This is a genomic window from Synechococcus sp. BSA11S (genome assembly GCF_014224355.1).
Classification (GTDB): Bacteria; Cyanobacteriota; Cyanobacteriia; order PCC-6307; family Cyanobiaceae; genus Regnicoccus_A.
This window is the reverse complement of sequence record NZ_VNWP01000021.1, coordinates 1-24856: the sequence shown is the minus strand read 5'-3', so window position 1 is coordinate 24856 and position 24856 is coordinate 1. Positions and strand designations below refer to the sequence as shown.

The window sequence follows — 24856 nt, the reverse complement described above, 5'->3', positions numbered from 1 at the left end:
CCAGTTCCTGCTCCGTTTCCTCCAGGCGCATCAGCTCCTGCACCTGACGGCCCAGGGTGATCTCCTGCTCATGGGTCAGCAGCGGCACGCGGCCGATGTCGCGCAGGTACGAGCGCACCAGGTCGCCATCCACCGGCGGGAGGTTACGCACGGCGATGGGGGCCTGGCGGGGGGCGACCACGGGGGCGGGCTGGAGGGCGGCTGGGCGGGAGGGGAGGGCGGCGACCACGGCAACAAAACTTCTGAACGTGTGTAAAGCCTAACCTGAAGAAGGGTGAAGGGCCTCTCAGGAATGCCGCGAGTTCCGCCAGAGCCCTCCGGAGCCGGGCCCGCTCAGGCCGGCATGCCCACGTGGTTCAGCAGCCACGAGGCGGTCTTGAGGTAGATCAGCACCCCGGCCACGTCGGTGGCGGTGGTGATGAACGGCGCCGACATCAGGGCCGGATCCAGGCCCAGCCGGTCGAACAGCAGCGGCAGGGAAGCTCCTGCGGTGGCCGCCAGGGTGGTGATGCAGACCAGGCTGATGCCGGCGGCGGTGGCCACGAGCATCCCTCCCCCCACCTGCCAGGCCCAGGGCACCACCACGATCACCAGCAGCAGACCCAGCAGCAATCCTGAGAACGCTTCACGTCCCACCGTGCGCCACACGCCCAGCGCCTGGATGCGCTGGGTGCTCAGGCCGCGGATCACCACCGTGGAGCTCTGGGCGCCCACGTTGCCACCGGTGCCGATCAGCAGCGGGATGAAGGCCGCCAGCCGCACCACCCTCTGGAGCACGCCCTCCTCGGAGGCGATCACCGCCGAGGTGCCGGTGTTGGCCACCAGCAGCACCAGCAGCCACACCACCCGGCGACGGGCCACGGTGAACAGGTTGCTCTGGAAGTAGTCGTCCTCGTCGCCGGCCTGCACGGCGCCGGCGGCGTAGAGGTCGCGGGTGGCCTCCTGCTGGATCACGTCGATCACGTCATCGACGGTGACGATCCCCACCAGCCGCTGCTCGAGATCCACCACGGGCACGGCCAGGAAGTCGTAGCGCTGGATGATGCGGGCCACCTCCTCCTGGTCGGTGGTGGTGGTCACGCTCACCACCTCCCGGGTCATCACATCACCGATGCGATCCTCCGGATCGGCCGTGACCAGGTCGCGCAGGGAAAGGATGCCGGTGAGGTGGCGGGAAGCGTCGGTGACGTAGAGGCTGTAGACGGTTTCGGTGTCGCGGGCACGGCGGCGCACGATGTCGAGGGCCTGGGCGGCGCTGTGGAACTCCTTGAGATCGATGAATTCGGTCGTCATCAGACGACCGGCCGTTTCCGGCTGGTAGCCCAGCAGCTGGGCGGTGACGCGACGCTCGGCCGGACTCAGCTCCACCAGCAGCCTGCGCACCACCTTGGCCGGCAGCTCATCGAACAGGCGCACCCGGTCGTCGGGCGACATTTCCTCCACCAGCTCCAGCACTTCGCCGGAGCGCAGCCGCTCCAGCAGTGATTGCTGCACGGGCGGATCGAGGTACTCGTAGACCTCGATCGCCTCGTTCTTGGCCAGCAGACGGAAAGCCAGGGCCTGCAGGGTCCGCGGCAGGGCCCCGATCGCCTCGGCGCAGTCGACGGGCTGGACCGGCTCGAGCAGCAGCTTGACGCCGGCGTAATTGCCCGCGGTGAGCAGCGCCTCCAGCTGCCGCGCCACCACCTCGGCCACCGGCAGCCGACCGTTGCTGGCCACCCCGGCGGTGGAAGCGCCAATGCCGCTGGTTCCCTCGCTCATCGGCCTGGAGGATCGCGGCTGACTGAGTGTATGAGCGGAGACCCAAGCCAGCGAGGCCGCCCGCTTAAGGTCCGCCCGGTTGCGACTCTCCCATGGCTGTGAATGTGTCGGATGTGGTGGTGCGCAGCGCCACGGGCGGTGAGCAACGGCTGGGTGAATTCGCCGGCAAGGTGCTGTTGATCGTGAACGTGGCCAGCCGTTGCGGTTTCACCCGCCAGTACGCGGGCCTGCAGAAGCTGCAGGACAGCTACGGCCCCCGCGGCCTGCAGGTGCTGGGCTTCCCCTGCAACGACTTCGGCGCTCAGGAGCCGGGCACGCTGGCCGAGATCCAGCAGTTCTGCGCCACCACCTACGGCGCCTCCTTCACCCTGTTCGACAAGGTGCACGCCAAGGGCGCCAAGACGGCTCCCTATGACCTGCTGACCACGGTGGAGCCGGCCGGCGATGTGGAGTGGAACTTCGAGAAGTTCCTGGTGGGCAAGGACGGCACCGTGCTGGGCCGTTTCAAGAGCGCCGTCGAGCCCGATGGCCCCGAGCTGACAGCCGCGATCGAAGCGGCCCTGGCCGCCTGAACCCATGCCACTGCTGGGCCTTGCCGAGCTGATCATCGCCGGTCTGCTGGCCGATGGCCTCTTCCGCCGGTTGGGGCTGCCCGGCCTGGTGGGCATGCTGCTGGTGGGGGTGGCCCTGGGGATCTCGGGCCTGGGCTTGATCGACCCCCGCCTGCTGGCCCTCAGCGGCGACCTGCGCCAGATGGCGCTGATCGTGATCCTGCTGCGGGTGGGGTTCGGGCTCGATCTGGCCACCCTGAGGAAGGTGGGGGCGCGGGTGCTGCTGCTGGCCTGGATTCCCGCCAGCTGCGAGGGCCTGATGATCACGGCCGTGGCCCAGCCCCTGCTGCAGCTCAGCTGGCTGGAGGCCGCCCTGCTGGGCTCGGTGCTGGCGGCGGTGTCGCCGGCTGTGGTGGTGCCCCTGATGCTGCGGCTGATCGAGCAGAAGAGGGGCACCGCCAAGTCGATTCCCTCGATGGTGATGGCCGCCGCCTCCCTCGATGACATCGCCGTGATCGTGGTGAACGGGGTGCTGCTGGGGTTGCTGGTGAATGACCAGGGACAGCTGAGCGGCCGGTTGCTGGGCCTTCCCCTGGGACTGGCCCTCGGGGCCCTCGCCGGGGGCCTGCTGGGCTGGGGCCTGATCCGCTGGTTCGAGCGGTTCAGGCCCAACGCCAACCGCCAGACCCTGCTCGTGCTCGCCCTGGCCCTGCTGCTGCTGCGCCTGCAGGAGGGCATCAACAGCCTGGTGCCGTTCACCGGTCTGGTGGCCGCGATCGCCATGGGGGTGGTGATCCTGGAGCTGCGGCAGACCATCGCCCACCCGATCGCCGCCAAGCTCAGCTCGATCTGGGTGTTCGCCGAGCTGGTGCTGTTCGTGCTGGTGGGAGCCCAGCTGAACCTGGGGGTGGCCTGGAGCAATGGCCTGGCGGGGCTGGCGGTGCTGGGCCTGGGGCTGCTGGCCCGCTCCCTCGGCACCCTGGCCTGCCTCGCCCGCAGCACGCTCACCGCTGGGGAGCGGCTGTTCGTGGTGGTGGCCTACACCCCCAAAGCCACGGTGCAGGCGGCCATCGGCGCGGTGCCCCTGCTCACCATGCAGGCGGCCGGGATGCCCAGCGGCCCCGGGGAGGTGATCCTGGCGGTGGCGGTGCTCAGCATCGTGATCACGGCGCCCGCCGGGGCCTGGCTGAGCGCCCTCCTGGCCGACCGGGTGCTTCTGCCATCACCCGGCCAGCCAACCGCGCCGGGGTGAGCCGGCAGGGCCAGGTGTTTCCACGTGAAACCATGGCTCGCCGCCTGGCTCCTGCCACACCCTCAGCAAGCGCAGCGGCTCACCCGCTCGCAACGGAATCAGGCTGGGAGCGCGGTGGTGGGGAGCCGTGCGCAGGGCGTGGTCGTGGTCGGGGGTGACTCCCGAAACCAGGGGTTCGCCGGCCTGGCGACGCCGCAGCTGGGGCGAACGGCGCTCGCCGCCGCCAGCAGGCAGGGCCGCCGGGGCGATCAGGGCAAAGCCGAGGATCCAGGCCCAGCGCCAGGTCATCAGATGTCGAGCTGGGCGAAATCCAGTTCGGCGCTGTGGGTTTCGATGAACTCGCGGCGAGGGGCCACCTTGTCGCCCATCAGGATCGTGAAGATGCGATCGGCTTCTGCAGCGTCTTCGATCTCCACCCGCTTCATCATGCGGGTGGTGGGATCCATGGTGGTTTCCCACAGCTGCTTGGGCATCATCTCGCCAAGACCCTTGAAGCGTTGGATGGTGTAGTTGGCCTTCTCGCCGAAACCCTCAAGGGTTGTCTTGAGGTCTTGTTCGTTGTAGCAATAGGTGTGATTCTTGCCACGCTCCACCTTGTAGAGAGGGGGGCATGCGATGTAAATGTAGCCGCCCTCGAGCAGGGTTTTCTGGTAGCGGTAGAAGAAGGTCAGCAGCAGGGTGCGGATGTGGGCGCCATCCACATCGGCATCGGTCATGATCACGATGCGGTGGTAGCGCAGGGCCGAAAGATTGAACTCTTCGCCCTTGATTCCCAGCCCAAGACCCGTGATCAGGGCCTGAATCTCGGTATTTTTGTAGATCTTGGCGTCGTCGGTTTTCTCGATGTTGAGGATCTTGCCGCGCAGGGGCAGAATGGCCTGGAAGCGACGATCACGTCCCTGCTTGGCTGAGCCTCCGGCTGAATCGCCCTCCACGATGTAGATCTCCGATTCGGCCGGATCACGGGAGCTGCAGTCGGCCAGCTTGCCGGGCAGGGTGGAGCTCTCCAGCACCGACTTGCGCCGCACCAGCTCGCGGGCGCGGCGGGCCGCCTCGGCGGCATTGAAGGCCTGAATGGCCTTCTCCAGAATCAGGTCGATCACCTGGGGATGAAATTCCAGGAATTCACCCAGCGCTTCGCCCACCACCGAATCGACGATGCCGCGCACCTCGGTGTTGCCCAGCTTGGTCTTGGTCTGACCCTCGAACTCAGGGTCGGGCACCTTCACCGAGAGCACGGCGGTGAGGCCTTCGCGGATGTTCTCGCCGGCGAGGTTGGGATCGGCATCCTTGCGTTTGCCCCGCTTCTTGGCAAAGGTGTTGAGGGTGCGGGTGAGCACTGTTTTCAGGCCCTCGATGTGGGTGCCGCCATCGACGGTGCGAATGTTGTTGGCAAAGCCGAGAATGCTGTCGGAGTAGGCATCCACGCACCACTGCATCGCCGCTTCCACCTGGACGCCATCCTTGGCGGCATTGACGTAGATGATGTCGGGATGGAGGGGATCCTTGCCCGTATTCATGTAGGCGACGTACTCGCGGATGCCCCCTTCGTAGTGATAGATCTCCTCATGGGATTCACCATCGGCGCCCTTGGCGGCCGCGCGCTCATCGCGGAAGACGATGCGCACCCCGCCATTGAGGTAGGCCAGCTCGCGCAGGCGGCCCGCGAGGGTGGCGTAATCGAACTCGATCCCGCCGCTGAAGATTTCAATGTCGGGCTTGAAGCGCACGGCCGTGCCCGTGGCGCCACTGGGATCGGTCTCGGACCGCAGGCTGCCGATCGGGGCGCCGCGCTCGAAGCGCTGGCGGTGCACCTGGCCCTGACGGCGCACCGTGACCTCCACCCATTCACTGAGGGCATTGACCACCGAGATGCCCACCCCGTGCAGGCCACCGGACACCTTGTAACCGCCACTGCCGAACTTGCCGCCGGCGTGCAGAACGGTCAGCACCGTTTCCAGCGCCGACTTGCCGGTGCGGGGATGAACGTCGGTGGGAATGCCGCGGCCGTTGTCGGTGACCTCGGCGGACCCGTCCTCGCAGAGGCGGACCAGGATCTGATCGCAATGGCCGGCGAGGGCCTCGTCGACGGAATTGTCGACCACCTCGTAGACGAGGTGATGGAGCCCCCGCGGCCCCGTGGTGCCGATGTACATGCCCGGGCGCTTGCGCACCGGCTCCAGGCCCTCGAGCACCTGAATCTGTTCGGCGCCGTAGGCGTGTTGAATCTTGGAAGCGTCGCTCATTCCGGAGGGCACACCTGGCGGACGGCGAGGTCCATGGGGGAGGAAAACGGCTGGGCAGACACAGGAGGATGGCAAGGGCGAATGGGGCGCCCAAACCTCTGCCGATGGCCCGTATTTTACCACCGAAGGCTCTGAGCCGCCCTCAGGGGTCTCTGACGGCCCATTCGAGCCAGGGGTGCACCCCCCGCGATTCCATGCCCCAGCCACCCCTGCTGATCGCCCTGGTGGGTCCCACCGCCAGCGGCAAGACCGCCCTGGCGATCGAGCTCGCGGATGCCCTCGATCTGGCGGTGCTCTCGGTCGACTCCCGCCAGCTCTACCGAGGGATGACCATCGGCACCGCCAAACCGAGCGTCCAGCAACGGAAACAGGTGCGCCACGGTCTGCTGGATCTGCGGGACCCCGACCAGCCGATCAACCTCCAGGAGTTCTGCAGCCTCGCCCGCACCGCCATCGCCGCCGAGCACCGCCGCCGGGGGGTGGCGTTCCTGGTGGGCGGCAGCGGCCTCTACCTGCGCGCCCTCACCCAGGGCCTGCAGCCGCCCGCGGTGCCACCCCAGCCCGCCCTGCGGGCCCAGTTCCAGCAGCTCGGTCAGCCCTTCTGCCATCAGCTTCTGGCCCAGGCCGATCCGCTGGCCGCCGGACGGATCAACCCCGCCGACGCCGTTCGCACCCAGCGGGCCCTGGAGGTGATCTATGCCACGGGCCGGCCCCATGCGGCCCAGCCCAGCGCCTGCCCACCCCCCTGGCGGCTGCTGGAGCTGGGGCTGAATCCCCCGGATCTGCGCGAGCGCATCAGCCGGCGCAGCCAGCAGCTCTACAGGGATGGCCTGGTGGAGGAAACCGAGCAGCTGATCAGCCGCTACGGAGCCGACCTGCCGCTGCTGGGCACGATCGGCTACGGCGAAGCCCGCTCCCTGCTGGCCGGAGAGCTGGCGCTGGCGGAGGCCATCGCCCTGACCACCCGCCGCACGCTTCAGTACGCCAAACGGCAGCGCACCTGGTTTCGCCGCCAGCATCAGCCCCTCTGGCTGGAGGGCGACAATCCGCTCCTCCAGGCGTTGCCGGCGGTGCAGCGCGTCCTAGGGTGACCATCTGGTCATGCCAGCTTCACTGACCCCACTGCCGGTCCCTCGCCTCTCTGAATGCCTCCTCGTCCCCGTTTCGATCGCCGTGCCCCCGTCCGGGAGCTCCCCAACATCAACGAACGGATCAACTACCCCCAGCTCAGGGTGGTCGATGCCGACGGCAGCCAGCTCGGGGTGATCACCAGGGAGGAAGCCCTGGATGTGGCCAAGGACCGCGAGCTCGACCTGGTGCTGGTCAGCGAGAAAGCCGATCCGCCGGTCTGCCGGATCATGGACTACGGCAAGTTCAAGTTCGAGCAGGAAAAGAAAGCCAAGGAAGCCAAGAAGAAGTCGCACCAGACCGAGGTCAAGGAAGTCAAGATGCGCTACAAGATCGATTCGCACGACTATCAGGTGCGGATCGGTCAGGCCGTGCGCTTCCTCAAGGACGGCGACAAGGTCAAGTGCACCGTGATCTTCCGGGGCCGGGAGATCCAGCACACCGCCCTGGCTGAGCAACTCCTCTACCGCATGGCCAAGGATCTCGAAGAGAGCGCCGAGATCCAGCAGGACCCCAAGCGGGAAGGCCGGAACATGATCATGTTTCTCACTCCGCGCAAGACACCGCTCACCAAAGAGAAGGATGCCGCCGCCCAGGCCGCCAAGGCGGTGCGCACCATTCCCTCCCCAATCCGGCAGCTGAGCAACGCCGAATCAGCCCCCAGCGAAGCCTGATCCGGTCTCAGCCCGGTTTCAGCTCGCCTGCGAACAGCTCCAGCATCAGGCGCCAGCCGTCCGCCGCCGCCTCGCTGCGGTAGTCGGAGCGCTGATCACACATGTAGCCATGGCCCGCCTCAGCCCTGTGGAGACGCAAGCGCCGGCCACTGGGATCGGCCGCCGCCAGGGCTGCCGCGATCGCCTCCACATCGGCGGGGGGAATCAGCGGATCCAGGTGGCCGCAGAAGACGTGGAGGGCCCCAGCCACATCCGGTAGCACCTCCAGGCTCGGGGGTCCGCCACCCGGCCGGCCGCTGGCCACCCCCGCCCCGTAGAAGGCGGCGGTGGCCCTGATCACCGGCAGGCTGGCCGCCAGCAGGGCGGCATGGCCGCCGAAGCAGAACCCCACACAGCCGAGGTCCGGCCGGCCCGGCAGCCGCTGTTGCAACCAGGCCGCAGCCGTCTGCAGATCCCCCAGCAGCTGATCCGCTCTGACCTGGTCCTTGTGCGCACGCCCGATCGCCAGTTCAGCGGGGCTGTAGCCCAGCTCCAGATCAGGGGCCGTGCGGGCCATCAGCGGCACCGCCAGGGCCGCGTACCCCTGCTCCGCCAGCCGCCCCGAGACGGTGCGAATCCAGCTGTTGAGGCCGAACACTTCCGGCAACACCAGCACGCCGCCCCGGGGCTCAGCCACCGGTGGCGCCCACCAGCAGCGCAGGGAACAGGGCTCAGGCGCCCCGGGCATCGGTTCGATCGTGATCCACTCGGCCATGGCAGGAATGGGTGCAGGAGGGTCGACTGAGCGCCGGCCACTGTGACGGCTGTTACCGCATCGGCAACCGGCACAGACTCGTATGCCACAGGGGGAATTGTCACCAGCGCCGAAGCTCCGTAGGGTGGCGCAACCCGTACTGGTTCCCTCCGGCGTGCGATTCCACATCCAGCAGGAAAGCGACATCCCGGCGTCGACCCAGCTTTACAACCAGATCTGCTTCGCGATCGCCGCCCGGCACTACCCTCCGGGCCACCGCCTGCCGAGCACGCGGCAACTGGCGATGCAGACCGGGCTGCACCGCAACACGATCAGCAAGGTCTACCGCCAGCTGGAGAACGATGGGGTGGTGGAGGCGATGGCCGGCTCGGGCATCTACGTGCGCGACCAGCAGAAGCCCCGTGAGCTCAAGGTGCCGCCGGGCCTGCGCAGCCGTCTGCGCCCCGACATCGACCGCGAGGTGCGCCAGTGCGTCGACGGCCTGCTCAATGCCGGCTGCACCCTGCAGCAGGCCCGCGAGCTGCTCACCCGCGAGATCGACTGGCGACTGCGCTGCGGCGCCCGGGTGCTGGTCTCCACCCCCCGCGAGGACATCGGCGCCTCGATGCTGATCGCCGAGGAACTGGAGCCTGCCCTTGAGGTGCCCGTGGAGGTGGTGCCGATGGAGGAGCTCGAGGCTGTGCTCGAGAGCTCCAGCAACGGCACCGTGGTCACCAGCCGCTACTTCCTCCAGCCCGTGGAGGAGCTGGCCCAGCGCTACGGGGTGCGGGCGGTGGCGGTCGACCTCAACGACTTCCGCCATGAGCTCGACCTGCTCAAGGAGCTGCGGGCCGGCAGCTGCGTGGGCCTGGTGAGCATCAGCCCGGGCATCCTGCGGGCCGCGGAGGTGATCCTGCACAGCATGCGCGGCAATGAGTTGCTGGTGATGACCGCCAACCCCGACGTGGGCAGCCGTCTGCTGGCCCTGCTGCGGGCCGCCAGCCATGTGCTCTGCGACCGCCCCAGCCTGCCCCTGGTGGAGCAGACCCTGCGCCAGAACCGCTCCCAGCTGATGCGGCTGCCCCAGGTGCACTGCGCCCAGAGTTACCTGGGGGCCGCCACCATCAATCTGCTGCGCAAGGAGATCGGCCTGATCGGCCACCCTGGAGGCCTCGTCGATCAAGAGGGTGCCCAGGCAAGATGAAAGAGCCCGCCCTCCCTCCTGCGAGCCTGCGACCTTGGTCGATTCGATCCGCCAACTGCTGAAGGCGACCCTGGCGGATCTGAGGATCATCCGGGAGCGCGACCCGGCCGCACGCAACACGATTGAGATTCTCCTCTGCTATCCAGGCTTTCACGCCCTGGTGCTGCACAGGCTCAGCCACCGACTCTGGACATTGGGCCTGCCCCTGTTGCCAAGGCTGCTCTCCCAGCTGGGTCGCGCCTTCACCGGGGTGGAAATTCACCCGGGCGCCACCATCGGCCATGGCGTTTTCATCGATCACGGCATGGGAGTGGTGATTGGCGAAACGGCCATAATCGGCAACCGCTGCCTGCTCTATCAAGGCGTCACGCTGGGCGGAACCGGCAAGGCGCACGGCAAACGTCACCCGACCCTGGCCGAGAATGTGGTGGTGGGAGCCGGAGCCAATGTGCTGGGCGCAATCTCCGTGGGAGCCAACACCCGCATCGGGGCCGGTTCAGTGGTTCTCCGCGACGTGCAGCCAGACAGCACCGTCGTTGGCATTCCCGGACGGGTGATCCACCAGTCGGGTGTGCGGATCGATCCGCTGGCCCACTCAGCGCTACCGGATGCGGAAGCAAGCGTAATCCGCAACCTGATGGAGCGCATCGACATCCTTGAGAATCAGATTTCGAATCTGCAGAGCTGCCTGCGCGAAGTGGCGGCCGGCCGGCCGCTGGAAGAGCAATGTGGCGGGCAGGCGCAGAATCTCAAGGATCGAGAAATTCTCAGATTTCTTGGAGACAGCTGAATTCACCCAATGGTCTTGGCTGAACTTTTTCGGATCGCCTCAGGTGGCGTTAGGCCAGGACTCACTTGGCTTGATGGGGCCAAGCATCCACTCCCCTACGATGAGACACACGCACAGATCCGCAAGGCCCACCTGAAGTTTGTCACTTCCAGGGCAAGTCACGCTGGATCCGACACCAGAGACAGCCCAAGCTGAGAATGGCCTCCCTACGCTTCACCAAAGCCCTTTGGCAGCAGCGAGAACTGTGGTGGCGGCTGACCACCCGTGAAGTCTCTGGGCGCTACCGAGGTTCCATGGTGGGCCTGGGGTGGAGCTTCGTCACGCCCTTGCTGATGTTGGCCGTGTATACCTTTATCTTTTCACAGGTTTTTCAATCCCGTTGGGGTGATCTTGAGCAGCTGGGCCCAATGGGCTTTGCCATCAACCTGTTTGCGGGCATGATCGTCTTTAATTTATTCAACGAAAGCGCCACGAAAGCCCCTGACCTGGTCGTCGCTAATCCAAATTATGTCACGAAACTTATCTTTCCGCTGCATGTTCTCGCAGCCGTCAATGTAGCCAGCGCGACATTTCACGCCCTCACAAGCCTTGTGATCCTGATTGTCTTCAAGCTCGTTGCAGTACACACCATTCAATTGTCTTTTCTCTGGCTCCCGCTGGTCTGGCTTCCTTTAATTGCTGGATCTCTGGCCCTGTCTTGGGTCTTATCTGCACTGGGGGTTTTTCTTAGAGATATCAGCCAGGTTGTGGGCGTTGTCACCAGCATGTTGATGTTTCTGAGTGCTGTTTTTTACCCAGTCAGCTCATTGCCACTGCGCTGGCAGCCAGTGTTGATGCTGAATCCACTCGTGATCATTATTGAGCAGACTCGTCGTGTTACAGTATCAGGCCTGAACCCAAGCCTGATGTACATAGTGGTAGGCTGTCTGATTGGTCTTGTTTGCTGCGAAGTGAGCTTTCGGTGCTTCCAGCGGGCCCGTCATGGTTTTGCCGATGTCCTCTGATCGCCAGGCTCCAGTTGTGTCAGCAAGCCAATTGAGCAAATCCTACCAAATATACAATCATCCAAGGGACAGATTACTACAAGCTATTTGGCGTGGCAAGCGAAAATTCTATCGAGATTTCAGGGCCTTGCAGCCCATCAGTTTCAAGCTGGAAAAAGGTACAACACTTGGCATTGTCGGCCGCAATGGATCAGGGAAAAGCACTCTCCTTCAGCTCATCTGCGGCACGCTCACACCAAGCTCCGGCGCTGTCAATGTCAAGGGGAGGATTGCAGCCTTGCTGGAACTTGGCAGTGGCTTCAATCCTAACTTCACTGGCAGAGAGAATGTTTACCTGAATGCAACTCTGCTTGGGCTCAGCCATAAAGAGACGGATGCTCGACTAGACAACATCCTGAGTTTTGCCGATATTGGAGATTACATTGATCAGCCAGTCAAGACCTATTCCAGTGGCATGGTAGTACGGCTGGCCTTTGCCGTTCAAGCCCATATCGATCCAGATTTATTAGTCGTAGACGAAGCCCTGGCAGTCGGCGACGAGTTATTTCAGAAAAAATGCTACAGCCGTCTTGAAAAGCTTAAGGAGAGGGGCGCTTCAATTATTCTTGTAACACATAGTTGCCCCCAAATCATTCAACATTGTGACCAAGCACTCCTGTTGCACAAGGGCAAGTCATGGCTATGGGGAGACCCTGCAAGGGTAACGACTCTATACCAAAGACTCATCAATGCAGCCGACGACGAGTGGGACAATGCGCTGTCGTCCGAAGTTGATAATCTTACTTTCGACGAGAATACAATTTTTACTGCGCCAAGAAATTCCAAAAAGACTAATTTACGCCCGAAGCACGATGATCAAGCCGTAAGCGAAACGCAAACGCTTGAACGACTGACTGGCTGGCTTGACCCAAACCTCAAACCAGATTCCACCGTGGTGTATCCCGATCGAGGGATTCGCATCGAAGAGCTGAGAGTTGAAAGCATGACGAAAGAGGCAATAAACGTAATCCCTTTCGGCGAATCATTCTCTCTCTGTTTTCTATATTACTCAGATGACGACCTCAGTGACATCGCTTTTGGCTGCCATATCGCCGATCACAAAGGCCTACGCATCACCGGCCAGACCCATCCAAGTCCGCAAGGATTTATAAAACATATTTCGGCCCATAGCAGTTGGGTCATCCGTTTCCAATTCCATGGTGGTCTATGGCCAGGAGTTTATTTTATCGGCGGAGGAATCTGGGCAAAAGAATCGTCCAATAGCACATACACCCCTCGATATCTGCACCGCGTGATCGACTATGCAGCGATTCGCATTGTTGCCAATCATCCAGTCAATTCCATCGGCGCCTGCAGCCTTCAACTTCTGAAGCCAGAGCTCAGTCCGCTCCTAGGCACGCCTCTGGATCTGTCTCACCCCGAGGCCAGGCCCTGAAGGTCCAGCCAGTCGAGTAGGCCCAGCTTGGCCAGCCACACCAGCGTGGTCGGGATGAAGGGCCGCCGCTCTGGGCTGACGTCAGCAGTGAGATCGGCCACCAGGCATCCCCGGGCTGGGTCGGCCGCGGCCACCATGGCCAGCAGGCGGGCGGCCTCCTCCGGGCTGCCCCGGAGGCCGTGGTACTGACGATTGAGGGCAACGGTCTGGGCATGGGCCAAAGCCTCAGGCCCAACCCCGGGACGCAGCCGGAGCCGGGTGGCCGGGTCAAGCACGGTGGTGGCGAAGCCGGCGAAATCCGAGAATGGATCACCGCGCAGCGGGCTGATCCGGTAAGGAGAGGCCGCTTCAGCCTGGGCCAGGACATGGAGCCGCCGCTGCGTAAGTTCGGCGAAGAGGGCGTTGTACTGCTCCACCACCACCGGCCAGGCGAACATCTGCCGGGCCCGCCGCTGGCCCGCCGCCCCCATGGAGGCCCGCAGGTCCGGAGAGGCGATCAACCGCGCCAGGGCTGCGGCGGCCTCGCCGCCATGAACGGCGGTGTGCTGGGCCACCGCGCCCACATAAGTCTGATAGGTCTCGAGGCCCAGGCTGTGCAGATGGGCCAGCAGATGGCCGTGGGTGCCACCGGGAGTGCCGAGCGTCGGGATGAGAAATCCCTCCACCCCGTCACGCACGGTATAGCGGTAGCCATCCCAATCACTCACTACCACAGGAAGACCGGCAGCCATGGCCTCCACTGGCGCCAGGCCGAAGGTCTCCTGGATGTTGTCCACCAGGGAGAGGAAGATGTCGGCAGCCGCCCAGCTCTGGGCCACGCTGGCCTGATCGTTGCCATCAAGCTCCAGCACATTCACGTCACTGGCATAGGCCGCGGCAGCCTGCCGATAGAGCTGCTGGTCGGCCTCACCATTGGGAAACCAGCCCACCAGGAGAAAGTGCACCCGCACACCGCTCTGCTGGGCGGCCTCCTGCACAGCCTGAAACATCACCTGTGGGAAGGCTTTCTCGAAGTAGGAGAGCCTCCCCAGCCAGAGCACCATCACATCCTGCTCTGCGATCCCGAAGCGGGCGCGCATGGCCGTACGTGCGTCCTCAGAGGCAGCCTGGGCCGCGATGGTCTCCACCTCCACCGCCAGGGGAATCAGGGGCAGCTGGGGCAGACAGGAGCGCTGGCCAGCGAAGCGCTCCTGCAGATAGCCGCCCCAGCACTCGAACATCTCCCCAAGGGCACGCTGCACTGCGGGGGAGGTGCACACCAGGGCATCCCAGGGCTGCAGGGGAGCCACCGCCGAGGCCCCGATGCTCTCGCGCACGGCGGGGGGGGCCAACGTATGGATCAGCCCTACCAGGCTGAAGGCATCATCGCGGCCCTGGTTGCGGCGGATCCAGGCCAATTCCGAGAGGTAGGGCTGCCCCCGGAGCAGCACGCCGGCACGGCTGGGGATGGCTGTCGACCAGAGCGGGGCACTGGCCAGCAGAGGGCCAGCCTCTCCCTCGGAGAAAAGGCCCTCAGCGATCTGTTCTGGGGCTAACCCGAGCTGATTGAGCACGTGAAGCTGACTATAGCCACCACTGCGGGCCAGGGCGCGAAACAGGGCCCCATTGGCCACGTCCTTGCCGAAGGGGTTGCCCGGGAGAACGAAGCGGCCTGGGGGATGGAACAGCGCCAGCTCCTCAATGGTCTGCAAGGGCACGTGTCCGATCCTCCGTGGGGCGCTGGAGAGTGAGCTGGTCGCAGTTTGATTTGTCAGGGCAGCGCCCGAACCACGCCAGAGTCTGCTCGGCTGCTAAGGCGCCTGACTCTGTGGGCGTGACCCTTGGTCAGTGCTGAGCGATCAGATGGGCTGTGGCAATGGCCAGGAACGATCTCAGCACAATAAAACTCCAGCCCCGCATCAGAGCTGGGCAGAGAAAGTTGAGTAAGCGGGTGACGCGATTCGAACGCGCGACATTCACCTTGGCAAGGTGACGCTCTACCACTGAGCTACACCCGCAGCTGGCTCAGCTGCCGACCAAGGGAGCATGCACGCTGGGGTGACCGTCCGTCAAGCTGCCCCTCGGCGACCAGGGGGTTGAGTTGGGCCACCGCCCGGGCAGACCCGTTCCGGTCACCTGGATCTGGGCGAATCGCCACGACTCTGTGGAAAGCCTGATGCCTGATTTCTGGCTAATACAGTATTAGGATTGAAAATTGCACGATCCTCGTGACCGGCGACGTGGTCCAAGCCGCCCAACCCAGCAGCACCCAATCCGCCGATTCAACCCGGCAGATCCGGCCGGAGGTGGCGCTGATTGCCCGAATGCGCCGCCACGACCTGATTCGCACCTTTATGCATCGGGAGGTGCTCGCCGTCGCGGTTGCCTCGATCCCTGTCGCCGAGGAAAGCTTCCAGGCGGCCCTCGAAGGCTACCGCCAACGCCACGGCCTAGAGGGCGAGGAGGCTCTGCGCAACCACCTGCGCGATCGGGGCCTCGGCCCCGCCGACCTGCGTTGGCAGCTGGAGCTGCCGATGCGGATCCAGCGCTACTGCGAGGAACACTTCCTTCCCAAGGCGGAGGCGCGCTTCCTTGAGCGCAAGCATCAGCTGGATCGGGTGACCTACAGCTTGGTGCGCGTCCGCGACGCCTTCCTGGCTCGGGAGCTTTATCTGCAGATCCTCAACGGCGAGGCGAGCTTCGCCGAGGTGGCCTCCAAACATGGTGAAGGTCCGGAGAAGAAGGCTTTCGGTGTGATCGGGCCCCGCCCGTTGGCGCAGGGACACCCCGTGCTGGTGGAAAAATTGCGCAGCGCCGAGCCCGGCAAGGTCATGGAACCCTTCCGCATCGATGACTGGTGGCTGGTGGTCCGGCTCGAGGAGCTGCACAGCGCCGATTTCAACCCGCAAATTGCCAACCAGATGGCCTCGGAGCTGTTCGACGACTGGATCAACGAGGAAGTGACACGTAAGCTGCGCCAGCAATTCGCTCAGGCAGAGTCCAACCCATGACGGTGTCCTCAGCTGCCAGCCTGCTGGAGCACCCTGCTTTTCGCGAACTGTCTGAGCCCCTTCGCTCACGGTTGGTGGCGGATTCTTCCCTGGTGAAGTTTCGTCTCGGCCAGGTGCTGGCTGAGGCAAAGGTGCTGCCCAGCCGGGTGTTGATCCTGCTCGAAGGACAGGCCCGGGTGCTTGCCCAGGCCGATGGGCGACTGATCACCCTGGAGAAACTGCAACCCGGGGCGGTGGTCGGGCTCGCCTCCCTGCTGCGGGCTTCCCCCTGCGAGGAGGTCAGCGCTGCCTCCACGGTCGTTGTGGCCGCGGCCATCCCTGATCACCTGATCCTGGATATCCATCTGCAGGGTCCGTCGTTTCGCCAGTGGTGTCAGCAGCAGCTCTGGCCCAGCGAGATCTTCGCGGTGATGAGCTCAGCCTGGGCTCTCCAGCCGCAGGCGGGCACCACCCTGCGTGAGCTGTTCGAGCGCTCAGCGGCCGAAGCCCGGCCCATCTCCCCCAGCCGCGAATCAATGGCTGCGGTGGATGCCGGCCACGTGCTGATGCTCTCGAGCGCCAACGTCAAAGGTCTCGCCGTCGGCGAGACGCTTGACCCGCAAGGCCCCATCCCCAGGGCCAGGCCACCACTGCCGCCAAGGCTGCTCAGCCTGCCGGGCCACTGGCTCACTCCCGCTGCCCCTGAAGGGGCCAGCAGCGATCCAGCCCCTGCCAGCAGCACCAGCGGCTCTGCTCCCATTGACGACGCGACGGCCTATCCAGTGGCCTCCTCCCTCGATCTGGGACAGGAGGATCCCTCACGGGGAATGCGCCTGGTGCGGGGCCAAGGACCCCTGGAAGAATGCCGGGCCTGCTTCCAGATGCTCTCCGCCCTGCTGAAGCTTCCCTATCGGCGCGACTCGATCGAGAAGAACCTGCGCGACAGCATGCGCCGGGGTCAAACACCCAACCTCCAGACGGTGGGGCAGCTGGCGGCAGGCATGGGTCTGCATGTGGCTGGGGTTCGACTACCCACTGCGGCCTTCTCCCGGCTGCAGACCCCCTCGATGCTGGCCTGGGGCAGTGGCTTCGCCTTGGTGGTGGCCAGCAACGAGAAGGGCATGACGCTGGCCTCCCCTAGCGATGGGATGGTGAGGCTCGGCCCAGCCCAGATCAAGGAGCGCTGGCCTGAGGGGATCGACCTGCTGCTGCTGGAGCGCAAGGCCGATTCAGCAGAGGAGCGCTTCAATCTCGGCTGGTTCCTGCCGGTGATCAGCCGTTACCGCGGCGCCCTGACCCAGGTGCTGCTGGCCTCGTTCGTAGTGCAGCTGTTCTCCCTGGCCAACCCACTGCTGATCCAGGTGATCATCGACAAGGTGATCAGCCAGCGCAGTCTGGACACGCTGCAGGTCCTGGGGATCGCCCTGGTGGTGGTGACCCTGCTGGAAGGAGTACTCACAAGCCTACGCACCTTCCTGTTCAGCGAAACCACCAATCGCATCGACATGCGGCTGGGGGCCGAGGTGATGGATCACCTGCTGCGGCTGCCCCTGAGCTACTTCGACAAGCGACCGGTCGGGGAGCTCGCCTCACGGATGGCGGAACTCGAGAAGATCCGCAACTTCCTCACAGGCCAGGGCCTGACCACGGTGATCGATTCAATCTTCTCGGTGATCTACATCGTGGTGATGCTGCTCTACAGCTGGCTGCTCACCCTCATCGCCCTGGCCGTCATTCCGATTCAGGTGGCCCTCACCCTGCTGGGCAGCCCCCTGTTCCGCCGCCAGCTGCGACAGGGGGCCGAGGAAAATGCCCGCACCCAGTCGCACCTGGTGGAAGTGCTCACCGGCATCCAGACAGTCAAGGCGCAGAACGTTGAGATGGTGAGCCGATGGAAATGGCAGGATTTCTACGGCCGCTACATCAGCCGCACTTTTGAGAAAACAATCACTGGCACCACCCTCAATCAGACTAGCCAGGTGCTGCAGAAGATTTCTCAGCTGCTGGTGCTCTGGGTCGGTGCGATCCTGGTTCTGGATGGTCAGCTCACCCTGGGCCAGCTGATTGCCTTCCGCATCATCAGCGGTTACGTCACCCAGCCGCTGCTGCGCCTCTCCACCATCTGGCAGAGCATCCAGGAACTGAAGGTATCGATGGAGCGTCTGGCCGATGTGGTCGACACCCCCCAGGAATCCAGCGAGAGTGATCAACAGAAAATTCCACTGCCGCCGATTGAAGGCAACATCAGTTTCGACGATGTCAGCTTCGGTTTCAGCCTGGCCGACCCACCGGTTCTCAAGCACATCAGTTTCGACATCACTGCCGGCACCTTCGTTGGTGTCGTGGGCCAGAGCGGGAGTGGCAAGAGTTCGATGATGAAGTTATTGCCCCGACTTTATTCACCCCAGCAGGGTCGGATCTGCATCGACAATTACAACATCGACAAGGTCGAGCTTTATTCCCTCCGTCGTCAGATCGGCATTGTTCCCCAAGATCCCCTGCTCTTCTCCGGTACGGTGGCCCAGAACATCGCCCTCACAGACCCAGACGCGCCCGGTGATTCGATCGTGAGGGCGGCACGGCTGGCCGCTGCTCACGACTTCATCATGGAGTTGCCGGAGGGGTACAGCACCAACGTGGGGGAGCGAGGAGCCAGTCTCAGCGGTGGGCAGCGCCAGCGCATCGCCATCGCCCGCACCCTGCTGAGCAACCCAAAGTTGCTGGTGATGGACGAGGCCACCAGTGCGCTTGATTACGACACAGAAAAACAGGTCTGCGACAACCTGCGGGAGTCACTGAAGAATTGCACCGTTTTCTTCATCACTCACCGATTGACCACCATCCGCAACGCCGACCGCATCCTGCTTCTCCATCAGGGTGTGATCGCCGAATCGGGCACCCATGCCGAGCTGATGGCCCTGCGCGGGCGGTACTTTGCCCTTTTCCGCCAGCAGGAGGGGGCATGATGGGACGTATGCGCACACCCCTTTCACTCTTCCGCAAAGCCCAGGATTCCCTCGAACAGAGCCTGTCAGCAGCTAGCCATGAGGAGGTTCACCTACGCCAGTCGCGCTTCTGGGCCAGCACCATCACCTGGGCCCTGATGGGCACCACCGCCTTTGCCATCGGCTGGCTGGCCATGGCCAAAACTGAAGAGATTGTGGTAGCCAAAGGCAAGCTCGAGCCCCTTGGACTGGTCAATGAGATTCAGATGCCGGTGGGAGGCGTGGCGGAAAGCATACTCGTCAAGGCCGGCGATCACGTGAAGGCTGGTCAGGTGCTGATGCGTCTCGACACCGAAGCCACTCTGGATCGACGGCGCACTTTGATCCAGGGAATCTCACTCAAATCCACTGAGCTGGATCTCAAGCACAGCGAACTCAAGCGCTATCTACAAGTCAATGACACCGAGCAGGCGGTATTGGCACGCAATCTGGCCCTGAACCAGGAAATGATGCAGCGTTTCGATGCCCTGGCCAAGCAGGGAGCAGCTGCAGAGCTGCAATATCTACAACAGAAGAACAGGGTGGAAGAAATCCGTGGACAGATTGAGCAGAGCCGGGTCGAGCGGCTACGCCAGGTGGCCATTCTCAATCAGGGGGTGCAGCAACTCCGTGGGGAAGTCGGAAAGTTACGAAACGACCTGAATGAAGTCAATGTCAATATCCGTTATCAGAAAATCACCTCTCCCGTCGATGGCGTGGTCTTCGATCTCAAGCCCACCAGCCGTGGTTTCGTGGCGCAGACGAGCGAACCAATCATGAAGATCGTGCCGTTCGATAGTTTGATCGCGCGGGTGGAGGTGCCCAGCAACCAGATTGGCTTTGTCTCAGTGGGCAAGGAGGCCGACATCAGCATCGACTCATTTCCCGCCACCGATTTCGGCGTGATCCCTGGCACGGTGGTCAAGATCGGCTCCGACGCTCTGCCCCCGGATCAGATCCACAACACCTACCGCTTCCCGGCGGACATCCAGCTCAAGAGCCAGCAACTGCGTCTCAAGTCGGGACAGGAGCTACCTCTGCAGACCGGAATGTCATTGACCGCTAACATTAAGCTGCGCAAAGTGACCTACCTGCAGATGCTTTTGGGCGGTTTCCGGGACAAGGCAGATGCCTTGCGCCGGCTCTAGACAAGCTTGCTGTGGGCACTAAGAAGTCCTTAAAAGTTTCTTAAGACTTGAATGGAGGCAGCGTTGTTTGGCGCCATGGCTGCAGACACTTGCCGGTCCGTCTAACGCACTTGACCTAGACGGTTGGCCTGCCTAAGCTAATAGAGCTGGTATTCCAAGCTCTCGACCAATGCCTTCTGCCATTTCCCTCCAGGGCACTCCTGGTGATGACCTACTTGCACAATCTGGTCCCGGAGACTTTACGGGAACAGTTAATGCCTTTGAAGGAAACGACTCAGTCGCTCTTGGTGGCGATTACACCAGTTTATTCGTCGGCCTTGATGGCAACGATGACATTCTGGTCGTAGGAAATACCGGAGCTCCAACTGCTTACTTCAGGACTTCCACTGTTAATGGTGGAGACGGCGACGACAACCTAGCCTTCTTCGCCAACGAGCTTTCGGGCAACCAAGTTTTTCTCGACAGAGGCAACGATCGCCTGCTGCTCAGCACTCGGCTGCCCTTTGTCAACCCTGGTTCTTCGATTGTCGGCAACACCTTTGAAGGTGGTGACGGAACTGATGCAATCATTGTAACCAATCTAGTCAACCAGTTCAATCAGAACCTCGTCGATTTGGGCGGGAACGGAGGGACACCCCTTGGTGCTTTCACTGATTTCCTGATTGATGGCTTGGTGGGTGGACAAGCCTTCCAAGATCTTATTGATCAAGGTCCGGTCGTGGAATATGCCTATGTGGCAGCCACAGAGGTGTTCCAGTCCACAATTCGTGGCTCCGATGGCGACGACATACTTTTCTTTGAATCGTTCACCGGAAGCCCTGATACCCTGAACGGTCAGGATCTTGCCCTCAACAACTCTCTGGTCAACGGCAACAAGGGTCAAGATTTCATTGGAATTGCTCGCAATGTAGCCAACGATACGAGCATTCTTGGCGGTCAAGGCGATGACCAACTTCTTATCCTCTCTGGCACATTCAACGACAGCCGTATCAACGGCAACATGGGCGCTGACCTGCTCACCGTCCTAGACATCGAGATGAACCGCTCCACCGTCTTTGGTGGGCAAGCAGACGATGTGATCAATGTTGCGTCTGCCGTCATTGCAGCTTCGAAGATCAGTGGTGATCTTGGCAACGATAAAATTAATTTCGCTGCTGCCGTATCCACCAATACGACTCTTTCTGGTGGAGATGGCAACGACGAGATTGATGACTTCTCCAGCGCCATTTCCAATATTGGCAATAAATTAGAAGGTGGTGCTGGTAATGATACTCTTCGTCAAGCCGCCAATATTGCAGCGGGAACCTTTGGCGGGGGAGTCAACGGTACTTTCGACTTCGCTGCCACCTTCATTGGTGGTGAAGGCGCTGACAAGATGACGGGTGAACTCGATACCCAGCTTCTCGGCAGGAAGCAACTGAATGCTGGTGGAACTGACGTCCTTGGCGCCAGTTCAGACACCTTCCAGTTCGCCTTCGGTGATTCCGCCATTAATGGTAATGGTGTTGGTCGAGACATCATTACTGACTTCGACTCCAACGCTTCCCGTTATCTGGTCAACGGCACACCGTCGTTCAATTTCCCCACCAACCCATTCACTAACTTCGCCAATCCGACCAACGCCTTCCCGCTTGCCAACGAGCGTGAGCGTGATGTGATCGACCTCGTCGGCACCAACATCGTGATCAACGGTGCTGGCCTCTCAGGGGTCAACATCAATAATAATGGACTTGTTATTGGCGGAGTCAGCAACCTTCAGAACTTTGTCGACGCCGGCGCTTCCCTTACCACCAGAGGCGCTGCCATCCTCTGGAATGAAGGAGATCTGTCTGCAGGCAATCTCATTGCCCCACGCTCGCAACTGTTCATCAGCGACGGCGACGGCTTGCTCACGTCCGCTGACCTCCTGATCCAGCTTGATCAAGTAGCTGTTGACGGCGGCGGGTTCAGTGCCGCCACGGGTGGACTTGTCATCCAGAACGGCAATATCACAGACATCCTCGTCTGAGCCCACCTCTGGCTTCAACATCCACATCCGTCTAGCCCCGCTGAACGCGGGGCTTTTTTTTTCCTTACCCAAGCCCACCGCGCCCATGTCCGCTCCAACACCGCGAGTGCGCTTTCTTTGCCTGCCGGATCTCGACAAGCCGATCGGGGGCGCCAAGCAGCTCTACCGCCAGGTGGAGCTGCTGGTGGAGCTGGGCTGGGATGCTGCCGTGGTCACCGAGCACGACGGTTTCCGGCCCACCTGGTTCACGAGCACGGCGCCCACCGCCAGCATCGATGCCTGCCGTGAGCGAGGCGATTTCGAGCCAGAGGCGGCGATCGTCGTGGTGCCGGAAACCTTCCTGGGCATCAATCTCGATCGTTATCACGGCGTCGATCTCAGCCGCCTGGCGAGGGTGCTGTTCAACCAGAACGCTTACTACAGCTATGTCAATAGTGGCGATCGTCCCCTGGAGCGGCTTGCCCGTTTCTACGATGCACCGGAGGTGCTGCAGATCCTCTGTGTCTCCGAGGACAGCCATCAGTTCCTGCGCCGTAATTTCGGCCTTGCCGATGGGCGCCTCAGCCGGATCGTCCACGGGATCGAACCGATCTTCCGGCCCGATGGCCCCAAGGCAAGGCGGATGCTCTGGATGCCCCGCAAGAATCCCGAGCACGTGCGCGCCGTGCTGCTCGCCCTGCGTCGCGGCCAGATCAACCATCAGCAGGGCTGGGGGGCCTCGCCCCTGGGGGAGATGCCCCACTCCGCCCTGGCGGAGCAGCTGAATAGCGCCCGCCTGTTTCTCTCCTTCGGCCACCCGGAGGGTTTCGGCCTGCCGGTTGCCGAGGCCATGGCCGCGGGCTGCTATGTGGTGGGCTACAGCGGTGGTGGCGCCGACGAACTCTTCCGCCACGGCCTGGCCGAGCCGGTGCCTTTTGGGGATTGGAGCGGCTACGTCGCCTCGATCGAGCAGGCCCTGCGGGCCTTCGCCGAGTCTCCCCGCGAAACCGACCTGCGCCTCGAGAGGCAGTCGCTCGCAATCCGCAGCCTCTACAGCCGCGACCAGGAGGCGCGCTCGATCCAAACGGCGTGGGAGAGAATCCTGACGGCCTTCCACCACTGGCAGAGCAGCCGCGCCGGCTCCGCCTCTTCCGCATGAATCTTCTTTTCGTCCACCAGGGTTTTCCTGGGCAGTACGTCCATATCGTGCGCCAACTGGCCACCTCCGGCCAGCATCGGATCTATGCCATCGGCATGGCGAAACGCCCGCCGGGCCTGCCCGAGAGCGTCAACTACCTGCCCTACGGCGTCCAGCGCGGCAACACCCCGGGCATCCATCCGCTGGCGATGGAAACCGAGAGCAAGTTGATCCGCGCCGAGGCGTGCGGCATAGTGGCCCATCGCCTGCGGGAGCAGGGCTTCCGCCCCGATCTGATCTGCGCACATCCTGGCTGGGGCGAAGCCCTCTTTCTCAAGGATATCTGGCCCGACTCTCCCCTGCTCACCTACCAGGAGTTCTTCTATCAACCCCACGGACTCGACTCCGACTTTGAACCGGATCAGCAAGGTGACAAGTCCTGGCTTGATGACGCCAAATTGCGGATGAAGACGGCCAATCTGCTGCTGAACCTCCAGGCCAGCGACTGGTGCGTCACCCCCACCCAGTTTCAGCGCAGCACCTTTCCGCGCGAGTGGCAGTCGCGCATCAGCGTCATCCATGAAGGCATCAACACCACCACGGCGGCCCCCGACGAGGCCGTGGCGCCCCTGTGCTTGCCTGATGGCACCGAGATCCGCCGCGGCGAGCCGATCGTCACCTTCGTCAACCGTCGCCTGGAGCCCTACCGGGGCTGTCACACTTTCCTGCGCGCCCTCCCCGAGCTGCAACGGCTGGCTCCGCAGGCGCGGGTGGTGATCGTGGGCGGCCAGCAGGGTGTGAGCTACGGGCGGGAGGCACCGGGTGGCAGCTGGAAGGATGTTTTCCTGGCGGAGATCGAAGGGCGCTACGACCCCTCCAGGGTGCACTTCACCGACACCCTGCCCTACGACGGTTTTCTGCAGCTGCTCAAGATCAGCTCGGTGCACGTCTACCTCACCTATCCCTTCGTGCTGAGCTGGAGCCTGCTCGAGGCGATGAGCTGCGGCTGCGCCGTGGTGGGCTCGGCCACCGCACCGGTGCAGGAGGTGATCCAGCACGGGCACAACGGCCTGCTGGTGGACTTTTTCTCCCCCAACGATCTGGCCACCGCCGTGGCCGATCTGCTGGGCAACCGGGAGCAGGCTGCACGGCTCGGAGCCGCCGCCCGCGACCTGGTGCTGCGCCACTACCGGCTGGAGAGCTGCCTCGCCCACCATCTGGCATTGATGCAGCTGGTGGCGGCCAGGCGGTTGCCCTGACAAGAAAAACCCCTCCCGAAGGAGGGGACTGAGCGGAGATCAACATCCCGATAGAAATAGCTGCTGGATGGATAGCGAAGAATCAGAAGCCAAATAAGTTATCCTGCGTGAAGCCATTCAACGCCGTAACAGTTGTAATATTATCGAATGTAGCCAGCTTGATTCTATTGCCAAAATCTTGCCAGTTATTATCGCACCACATCTCGCCGCGATTGGTTGTGCTATTGAAGACAACCACAATCGCATCCACCTGCCCGGTGTCAACTACATAGGGCCTCCTGAGAAAGTAAAAACCAGCCTTCAGGCCAACAAAGTGGGGAAACCTGTCTCACCTCTGAGTGTTCCTCAGGCTGCAGCTGGTTGATTGCTCGGGAGACGCTCCTCGGCTCTTCGGATGGCTTCATTGCCGATCAGCAGCTGTAGCAAGAAGCCAATAAGGACAAAAAGAAGCTCCAGCAGCTTCTCGAGGTTCTTCACGAGTACAGCCAATGCAATGGCTGATCCTTGGGTGACGGCCAGCTTCTCACGAATCAGGCCCAATCCAAACCGCCGCTTCCCCTGTCCGATTTTGCCTTCGACAGCATTCCGTTGAC

At 62.9% G+C, this 24856-nt stretch carries 20 protein-coding genes, 1 tRNA gene and 1 pseudogene; 14 read left to right on the top strand and 8 right to left on the bottom strand.

Annotated features, from left to right (window positions below; translation table 11 throughout):
• Together FPZ61_RS13875 and mgtE are read right to left on the bottom strand one after the other, a co-directional pair.
• Window positions 1-181: sigma-70 factor domain-containing protein (locus FPZ61_RS13875; protein ID WP_370594294.1), on the bottom strand; the 181-nt coding region annotated here is incomplete at its 3' end.
• Window positions 182-333: 152 nt separating this feature from the next.
• The gene (gene mgtE, locus FPZ61_RS13870) at window positions 334-1761 is read right to left on the bottom strand and encodes a magnesium transporter (protein WP_185467174.1); all 1428 of its coding nucleotides are present in this window, start codon (window positions 1759-1761) and stop codon (window positions 334-336) included.
• 92 nt (window positions 1762-1853) lie between these two features.
• Between mgtE and FPZ61_RS13865 the strand changes: the two genes are divergently transcribed.
• Together FPZ61_RS13865 and FPZ61_RS13860 are read left to right on the top strand one after the other, a co-directional pair.
• The gene (locus FPZ61_RS13865) at window positions 1854-2333 is read left to right on the top strand and encodes a glutathione peroxidase (protein ID WP_185467173.1); all 480 of its coding nucleotides are present in this window, start codon (window positions 1854-1856) and stop codon (window positions 2331-2333) included.
• A 4-nt stretch (window positions 2334-2337) separates the two neighbouring features.
• Window positions 2338-3564, top strand: coding sequence for a cation:proton antiporter (locus FPZ61_RS13860; RefSeq protein ID WP_185467172.1), 1227 nt, complete (start codon window positions 2338-2340; stop codon window positions 3562-3564).
• Here FPZ61_RS13860 and FPZ61_RS13855 read toward each other — a convergent pair.
• Window positions 3535-3852, bottom strand: coding sequence for an SH3 domain-containing protein (locus FPZ61_RS13855; protein WP_185467171.1), 318 nt, complete (start codon window positions 3850-3852; stop codon window positions 3535-3537). The genes FPZ61_RS13860 and FPZ61_RS13855 overlap by 30 nt on opposite strands.
• Entirely contained in the window at window positions 3852-5810 is a 1959-nt protein-coding gene (gene gyrB, locus FPZ61_RS13850; RefSeq protein WP_185467170.1) for a DNA topoisomerase (ATP-hydrolyzing) subunit B, read from the bottom strand. Before gyrB ends, FPZ61_RS13855 begins: the two co-directional genes overlap by 1 nt.
• A 194-nt stretch (window positions 5811-6004) precedes the next feature.
• Between gyrB and miaA the strand changes: the two genes are divergently transcribed.
• Both miaA and infC read left to right on the top strand, forming a co-directional pair.
• Window positions 6005-6901: a tRNA (adenosine(37)-N6)-dimethylallyltransferase MiaA gene (miaA, locus tag FPZ61_RS13845; RefSeq protein WP_185467169.1), complete on the top strand. Its 897-nt coding sequence runs from the start codon at window positions 6005-6007 to the stop codon at window positions 6899-6901.
• Between the two features lie 54 nt (window positions 6902-6955).
• Window positions 6956-7612, top strand: a complete 657-nt coding sequence (gene infC / locus FPZ61_RS13840; RefSeq protein ID WP_185467168.1) for a translation initiation factor IF-3 — start codon at window positions 6956-6958, stop codon at window positions 7610-7612.
• 7 nt (window positions 7613-7619) lie between these two features.
• Here infC and FPZ61_RS13835 read toward each other — a convergent pair whose 3' ends face one another.
• Complete coding sequence (locus FPZ61_RS13835; RefSeq protein ID WP_185467167.1) at window positions 7620-8366, bottom strand: dienelactone hydrolase family protein; 747 nt, start codon at window positions 8364-8366, stop codon at window positions 7620-7622.
• Between the two features lie 154 nt (window positions 8367-8520).
• Here FPZ61_RS13835 and FPZ61_RS13830 point away from each other — a divergent pair, with 154 nt between their 5' ends.
• From FPZ61_RS13830 to FPZ61_RS13815, 4 genes are all read left to right on the top strand, one after another.
• A complete protein-coding gene (locus FPZ61_RS13830) occupies window positions 8521-9549 on the top strand; it encodes a GntR family transcriptional regulator (protein WP_185467177.1) in 1029 nt (342 codons plus the stop codon).
• Between the two features lie 46 nt (window positions 9550-9595).
• Window positions 9596-10339: a serine O-acetyltransferase gene (gene cysE / locus FPZ61_RS13825; RefSeq protein ID WP_370593466.1), complete on the top strand. Its 744-nt coding sequence runs from the start codon at window positions 9596-9598 to the stop codon at window positions 10337-10339.
• 197 nt (window positions 10340-10536) lie between these two features.
• Window positions 10537-11343, top strand: a complete 807-nt coding sequence (locus tag FPZ61_RS13820; RefSeq protein ID WP_185467166.1) for an ABC transporter permease — start codon at window positions 10537-10539, stop codon at window positions 11341-11343.
• 31 nt (window positions 11344-11374) lie between these two features.
• Window positions 11375-12778 (top strand): ABC transporter ATP-binding protein, encoded by a 1404-nt coding sequence (locus FPZ61_RS13815; protein ID WP_185474871.1) that lies wholly within the window; start codon window positions 11375-11377, stop codon window positions 12776-12778.
• On the opposite strand, the gene FPZ61_RS13810 is transcribed toward FPZ61_RS13815, so the two are convergent.
• Together FPZ61_RS13810 and FPZ61_RS13805 are read right to left on the bottom strand one after the other, a co-directional pair.
• Window positions 12757-14475 carry a glycosyltransferase gene (locus FPZ61_RS13810; protein ID WP_221630182.1) on the bottom strand — a complete coding sequence of 573 codons (1719 nt, stop codon included), beginning with the start codon at window positions 14473-14475 and terminating at the stop codon, window positions 12757-12759. The genes FPZ61_RS13815 and FPZ61_RS13810 overlap by 22 nt on opposite strands.
• A 228-nt stretch (window positions 14476-14703) precedes the next feature.
• Window positions 14704-14775: transfer RNA gene (locus FPZ61_RS13805), tRNA-Gly, on the bottom strand.
• 210 nt (window positions 14776-14985) lie between these two features.
• Here FPZ61_RS13805 and FPZ61_RS15970 point away from each other — a divergent pair.
• The 6 genes from FPZ61_RS15970 to FPZ61_RS13775 all read left to right on the top strand — a co-directional run bounded on the left by FPZ61_RS15970 (window position 14986) and on the right by FPZ61_RS13775 (window position 24263).
• Window positions 14986-15768, top strand: coding sequence for a peptidylprolyl isomerase (locus tag FPZ61_RS15970; RefSeq protein ID WP_185467164.1), 783 nt, complete (start codon window positions 14986-14988; stop codon window positions 15766-15768).
• The gene (locus FPZ61_RS13795) at window positions 15765-18713 is read left to right on the top strand and encodes a peptidase domain-containing ABC transporter (RefSeq protein ID WP_185467163.1); all 2949 of its coding nucleotides are present in this window, start codon (window positions 15765-15767) and stop codon (window positions 18711-18713) included. Before FPZ61_RS15970 ends, FPZ61_RS13795 begins: the two co-directional genes overlap by 4 nt.
• A gap of 8 nt (window positions 18714-18721) precedes the next feature.
• Window positions 18722-19879, top strand: a complete 1158-nt coding sequence (locus tag FPZ61_RS13790; protein ID WP_370594293.1) for an HlyD family secretion protein — start codon at window positions 18722-18724, stop codon at window positions 19877-19879.
• A gap of 169 nt (window positions 19880-20048) precedes the next feature.
• Window positions 20049-21887 (top strand): hypothetical protein, encoded by a 1839-nt coding sequence (locus FPZ61_RS13785; RefSeq protein WP_185467161.1) that lies wholly within the window; start codon window positions 20049-20051, stop codon window positions 21885-21887.
• Between the two features lie 106 nt (window positions 21888-21993).
• Complete coding sequence (locus FPZ61_RS15965; RefSeq protein WP_185474870.1) at window positions 21994-23025, top strand: glycosyltransferase; 1032 nt, start codon at window positions 21994-21996, stop codon at window positions 23023-23025.
• Window positions 23022-24263, top strand: a complete 1242-nt coding sequence (locus FPZ61_RS13775; RefSeq protein WP_185467159.1) for a glycosyltransferase family 4 protein — start codon at window positions 23022-23024, stop codon at window positions 24261-24263. The genes FPZ61_RS15965 and FPZ61_RS13775 overlap by 4 nt, the downstream gene beginning before the upstream one ends.
• Before the next feature lie 428 nt (window positions 24264-24691).
• Here the strand turns inward: FPZ61_RS13775 and FPZ61_RS13770 are convergent.
• Window positions 24692-24856 (bottom strand): annotated as a pseudogene (locus FPZ61_RS13770) (transposase); the annotation flags it as partial.

Coding starts and splice junctions, on each gene's coding strand:
- mgtE (WP_185467174.1), bottom strand. CDS start 1,761: ATGAGCGAGGGAACCAGCGGCATTGGCGCTTCCACCGCCGGGGTGGCC.
- FPZ61_RS13865 (WP_185467173.1), top strand. CDS start 1,854: ATGGCTGTGAATGTGTCGGATGTGGTGGTGCGCAGCGCCACGGGCGGT.
- FPZ61_RS13860 (WP_185467172.1), top strand. CDS start 2,338: ATGCCACTGCTGGGCCTTGCCGAGCTGATCATCGCCGGTCTGCTGGCC.
- FPZ61_RS13855 (WP_185467171.1), bottom strand. CDS start 3,852: ATGACCTGGCGCTGGGCCTGGATCCTCGGCTTTGCCCTGATCGCCCCG.
- gyrB (WP_185467170.1), bottom strand. CDS start 5,810: ATGAGCGACGCTTCCAAGATTCAACACGCCTACGGCGCCGAACAGATT.
- miaA (WP_185467169.1), top strand. CDS start 6,005: ATGCCCCAGCCACCCCTGCTGATCGCCCTGGTGGGTCCCACCGCCAGC.
- infC (WP_185467168.1), top strand. CDS start 6,956: ATGCCTCCTCGTCCCCGTTTCGATCGCCGTGCCCCCGTCCGGGAGCTC.
- FPZ61_RS13835 (WP_185467167.1), bottom strand. CDS start 8,366: ATGGCCGAGTGGATCACGATCGAACCGATGCCCGGGGCGCCTGAGCCC.
- FPZ61_RS13820 (WP_185467166.1), top strand. CDS start 10,537: ATGGCCTCCCTACGCTTCACCAAAGCCCTTTGGCAGCAGCGAGAACTG.
- FPZ61_RS13795 (WP_185467163.1), top strand. CDS start 15,765: ATGACGGTGTCCTCAGCTGCCAGCCTGCTGGAGCACCCTGCTTTTCGC.
- FPZ61_RS13790 (WP_370594293.1), top strand. CDS start 18,722: ATGCGCACACCCCTTTCACTCTTCCGCAAAGCCCAGGATTCCCTCGAA.
- FPZ61_RS13785 (WP_185467161.1), top strand. CDS start 20,049: ATGCCTTCTGCCATTTCCCTCCAGGGCACTCCTGGTGATGACCTACTT.
- FPZ61_RS13775 (WP_185467159.1), top strand. CDS start 23,022: ATGAATCTTCTTTTCGTCCACCAGGGTTTTCCTGGGCAGTACGTCCAT.